Annotated in this window: 3 protein-coding genes; all 3 read right to left on the bottom strand. The window is 43.5% G+C overall.

Annotation, left to right across the window (positions count from 1 at the left end):
• Positions 1–48 precede the first annotated feature (48 nt).
• Entirely contained in the window at positions 49–1,470 is a 1,422-nt protein-coding gene (locus LD39_RS17965; RefSeq protein ID WP_035551082.1) for a deoxyribodipyrimidine photo-lyase, read from the bottom strand.
• A 216-nt stretch (positions 1,471–1,686) separates the two neighbouring features.
• Positions 1,687–2,154 carry a 6,7-dimethyl-8-ribityllumazine synthase gene (gene ribE, locus LD39_RS17960; RefSeq protein ID WP_035551079.1) on the bottom strand — a complete coding sequence of 156 codons (468 nt, stop codon included), beginning with the start codon at positions 2,152–2,154 and terminating at the stop codon, positions 1,687–1,689.
• A gap of 15 nt (positions 2,155–2,169) precedes the next feature.
• A partial coding sequence (gene ribA / locus LD39_RS17955) for a GTP cyclohydrolase II (protein WP_035551076.1) occupies positions 2,170–3,012 on the bottom strand: 843 nt, incomplete at its 5' end.

Here is a 3,012-nt window from a genome sequence, read left to right as displayed (position 1 = left end):
TACCCATGCCGAGCACACCCTAAAAAAGTAAGCAGCTATGAGCGCTGCTTACTTTTCTTTTTTGAACATTTCAATTGCACGCTCTCGCATCGTCTTGTGATCGACCATTGGTTCAGGGTAATCTTCACCGATGATACAATCAGCTTTTTCCTGCTCCGATTCGGGCATTTTACTCGGCTCATGAATATATTTTTTCTTCACGTTCTCAAGCTCTGGAATCCACTCTTTAATAAAACGGCCATGAGGATCGAAGCGTTCAGATTGCCTTGTAGGATTGAAGACTCGGAAATAAGGGACAGGGTCGGTACCCGTTGAAGCCGCCCATTGCCAACCCCCGATATTTGAAGCGGGATCATAATCCACCAATCGTTCAGCGAAATAACGTTCTCCTTTTCGCCAATCCATCAATAAATCTTTAGTTAAAAAAGAAGCGACGGCCATCCTTAACCGGTTATGCATCCAGCCGCTTTCATTCAGCTGACGTATCGCCGCATCGATGATTGGGAAGCCTGTCCGTCCTTCTTTCCATTGTTCGAAAAGCTCTTCATCATCATTCCAATCTAAGCCTTGGTATTTCTCCACCATTTCTTTGTCTGAAGCATTCGGGTAAAAATGATAAATCATGTTATAAAAGTCTCGCCAGGCGAGTTCTGAAATATAGGTTTCAACGCCTTCCGTGTTTTTTCTAAAGTTGACTTGATCATGAATGCGATGATAAACGGTCCTTATAGAAATCGCCCCCGTCCTCAGGTAGCGTGACATAAGACTTGTTCCATCAACTGCAGGAAAATCTCTCTCTTTATCATAATCATAGATGGCTGAATCTAAAAACTGTTCTAAGCGATCCATCGCATCTTTTTCGCCTACACCCTCAAACGACCGATCTATTTTTGATATTAGATTTTCGTATGCTTTACTATCGAAATTTTCTGTGTCATTGACTGCGGCCTTTTTAAGTAATTCATGATCGACTTTTTGTACCGCAGGTTTTTGAAGGTCTTTCCAGCTTTTATAGTACGGAGTAAACACCTTATAATATCCTCCGTCCTTCTTAGTTACCTCATCTGCTCCATGAAGGTGGTGATCCTGATAAGTGAACGTTTTTACATTCAGTTCTTCTTCAAGATATGCAAGAATTTCCTGATCACGCTTCCAGCCAAATCCCGTCTCATCAATATTGAAATATACAGACTCTGCTTCGACCTTACTCTTTAATGTTTGCAAAGCTTCTTTCAAGTCACCATCTAGAAAATGGATGGGTGCACCAAGGCCATGTGCTTGATCGACAAGTGACTTTAATGTTTGGAAAAAGTAATCGTGCCGTACAGTGAATTCTTTATTTAGTGCGGGGTGAATATGGAACATTAATAAGATCTGATCATCCTTTTCTGTATGCTCCAATGCTTTCGCCAATGCTGTGTGATCGTTCAATCGTAAATCTCGACGGAACCATACGACTCGTGTGGCCATTTCATCACCTTCCTCTAACTCAATCATTCCTTTTATCAAAAGTTCGTAAACTATTGTAGCTCATCCAGACCACCCCCCTCAGCTTTGGATGGGTTTATTAAGATGGTTAAATCTGTCACCTCAGGTCATCCAGATTCTGGATGACCTGAGGTGACAGATTTTAGTAGTAACTGGACACAAAAAAGACCGAGGCTCAAAGCCCCGGCCGTTGCTGTATTATTCGAAGTTTTTCATCAGGCTTGCCATCTCGATCGCTCCAGTGGCAGCTTCCCAACCTTTATTACCGGCTTTTGTTCCGGCACGTTCGATCGCCTGCTCAATCGTGTCTGTTGTAATGACACCAAAGATGACAGGGATGCCGCTTTGCATAGATGCTTGGGAAACGCCTTTAGCTGCTTCATTACAAACATAATCGAAGTGCGGCGTAGATCCCCGAATAACGGCTCCCAATGTAATGACAGCGTCATATTTTCCGCTGTTCGCCATTTTTGAAGCTACAAGCGGAATTTCAAAAGCGCCTGGTACATAAGCGACTTCAATATCCTTCTGGTCCACACCATGACGTTTAAGAGCGTCCAGTGCTCCACCATGAAGCTTGCTTGTTATGAAATCATTGAATCTCCCAACGACGATCCCTACTTTCAACCCTGTTCCGACTAAATTACCTTCATATGTTTTAACCAATGTGATGTCCCCTTCCTAGTAGTGGAATAAATGTCCCATTTTAGATTGTTTCGTTTTTAAATACTGTTCGTTTTCCTTGCGTGATTTCATTTGAATCGGTACTCGCTCAACAACTTCTAGATCATATCCTCCGAGACCTGATATTTTCTTAGGGTTGTTCGTCAAAAGCTTGAGTTTAGATATCCCTAAATCCCTGAGAATTTGCGCGCCTACTCCATAATCACGCAAATCAGGACCAAAGCCGAGCTTCTCATTAGCTTCGACGGTGTCCAGCCCCTCCTCCTGGAGCTTATAAGCACGGAGCTTATTCACTAACCCGATTCCACGGCCTTCCTGACGCATATAAAGCAAGACACCACTTCCATTCTCAGAAATCTGTCTTAATGCATTATGAAGCTGCGGTCCGCAGTCACAGCGGTAGGAGCCAAATACATCCCCTGTCAAACATTCGGAATGAACACGGACAAGTGTCGGTTCATCAGGGTTAATTTCACCTTTAACAAGAGCGACGTGGTCTTTAAAATCGATATCATTTGTAAAAGCGATGGCACGAAAGTCGCCGTACTCTGTCGGCATTTTCACTTCAACATCCCGCTTTACATGATTTTCATTCTTATGACGATATTGAATGAGGTCTGCAATGGTAATCATGGGAATATCAAACTCATCAGCCATTTTTCTTAAATCAGGAACTCTAGCCATCGTTCCATCGTCTTTGATGATCTCACAAATGACCCCGGCTGGACGCGCTCCCGCCAGCCTTGCTAAGTCGACGGACGCTTCTGTGTGCCCGGCACGGCGCAGTACACCGCCTTCTTTTGCGATAAGCGGGAAAATATGACCTGGTTTATTAAAATC

The sequence above is a fragment of the Halobacillus sp. BBL2006 genome, from assembly GCF_000786645.1.
Classification (GTDB): domain Bacteria; phylum Bacillota; class Bacilli; order Bacillales; family Halobacillaceae; genus Halobacillus.
Note: the sequence above shows the minus strand (reverse complement) of the source record. Positions and strands in the feature narration are given on the sequence as shown.